Here is a 1,884-nt window from a genome sequence, read left to right on the forward strand (position 1 = left end):
AGRTGTCCCAGGTCCACCAGCTGCTCCTGGAACTGATCCCCGGAGGCGCGAAGAAGGACCTCTCCGCGGCACAGGCCAAGGCGCTGCTGGCAACCGTTCGTCCGCGTGATGCCGCCGGCAAGACTCGGCCCCGGGTCGCGGCCGAACTGATCGCCGACCTCGAGCGGATCTACCAACGCAAGAAGACCGCGAACAAGGAGCTGACCGCCCTGGTTGCCGCCACCGGCACCGCCCTGATGGACCTGAACGGGATCGGCCCCTCCGGCGCTGCCCGGCTGCTGGTTGAAGTCGGTGACATCACCCGGTTCCCGGGCAGCAACCACTTCGGTTCCTGGACCGGCACCGCACCCATCGACGCCTCCTCAGGGGACAACGTCCGCCACCGGTTGTCTCGCGGTGGTAACCGTCAGATCAACCGGGTGCTGCACATCATGGCCACCGTCCAGCTGCGCAACCCCACCGAGGGCCGCGCCTACTTCGACCGCACCAAGGCCCGCGGGAAGGGTGGACCTCCCCCATCAGGGTGGCGGCCCCCGCGCGGTTGGACGCCGCCTTTGGCCTTCCCGAAGGCGCCCGAGTCGTGGCGCTCCTGGCGCGGGAAGGCTTCGAGCAGGAAAGGGAACGCCGCTTTCAGGGCGTCAGATCGGCGGACCGGCGGACCGGCGGGGACGATCGAGGGCTCCTAGGAGCCCTGTTACCGGCCGGATCTGGGTTGTCGAGGAGGCCGTTGTCAACCGGGGATTCGGCCGAGATCGGCAACGAGTCACTGGCCCCGAAATCCGTCAGCGCACAGCTCCGGCGCCGGGCCATGGAGGTCGTCACGCTCGACCACCCCGGCTCCGAGGAACCGGCGTGACCAAGCAGTGCATCGATTACCTTGAACAGCGCGCCGAAGGGCCTCGACCCCCAAAACATCCGGCGCTCCGGCTCAGCGCCTGACAGCGAGCCGATGGCCACCCAGGGGGCAGTTCAGGGAGCACCCTGGAGCGACGCCCTGGACCCAGACCGAGCATGAGCCCTCCGGCTGCTGATCGCGTTGAGCCCGTATAACAGGAAGGTGCGCGACTCGGCCAAGGTGGCTCAGCTGCACCTGTCACGGATTCTTGCCGATGCCCGCCAACCCGCCGAGGTCGCGATCACGGCCATCCTGGCGGTCGCCACTGCGCCCTCCACTGAGACCGGCTCTGGCCAGCCCAAGAGTTCAGGACCGGGATGTGGGCGTACTGGCGTACTCACCCGTCTTCGGCGAGCCGTAGCGATACATTTCGGTGAATAGGCTTTTTCCTATCGATCGCTATTTATCGGTACAGATGTCGATCGCTGGACGAGGCGACCAGGTACGCGGTCACATTCCCTCGGAGGCGTTTCGCCACTGATGAGCCGGTGCATGGCGTCAACGGCACGCCGCGCCAACTCGCCCGAAGGTTCTTCGATCGTGGTCAGTGGCGGGTCCGTCGCCAGTGCGGCGAGCGAGGACTCGAAGCCGACCACTGCCACGTCCTCCGGAACTTGAAGTCGCAGGCGGCGCAACGAGCGCAGGGCGGGAAAAGCAGTGTACTCACCGATCGCAACAATGGCGTCAAAGGGCTCAGCGGCCACCGCCATGGCCTCCACGCTCTCGGAGTAGGCGGAGAGGCCAAGCCCTTCTGCCCAGAAGCGCACGCGTGGCACGAGGTCATGCTTCGCCATCGATTGCGCGTACCCAGAGATACGTTCCTCTTCAACGAGCGTGGGCGATCTCGTCACCAGTGCCACGATGTTTCGGCGACCTCCGTCGATCAGGTGCTGCGTGGCAAGTCGCCCATCGACTTCATTGTTTCGCACTACGCCATGGCAGTTGAGCTGTTGCTGACTGCTCCTGCCGATGACGACCACGGGCTTCTC

Annotated in this window: 3 protein-coding genes; 2 read left to right on the plus strand and 1 reads right to left on the minus strand. The window is 66.0% G+C overall.

Annotated elements, in window-relative coordinates; genetic code table 11:
• Nucleotides 1–686 (plus strand): transposase (locus AC1DX8_RS21105; RefSeq protein WP_477631921.1); only part of this gene is annotated, 686 nt, incomplete at its 5' end.
• Nucleotides 687–727: 41 nt separating this feature from the next.
• Entirely contained in the window at nucleotides 728–856 is a 129-nt protein-coding gene (locus tag AC1DX8_RS21110) for a hypothetical protein (RefSeq protein WP_477631922.1), read from the plus strand.
• 428 nt (nucleotides 857–1,284) lie between these two features.
• On the opposite strand, the gene AC1DX8_RS21115 is transcribed toward AC1DX8_RS21110, so the two are convergent.
• On the minus strand, nucleotides 1,285–1,884 hold a 600-nt coding region (locus AC1DX8_RS21115; RefSeq protein WP_477631923.1), incomplete at its 5' end, for a substrate-binding domain-containing protein.

The sequence above is a fragment of the Pedococcus sp. P2_A3 genome (assembly GCF_056405035.1).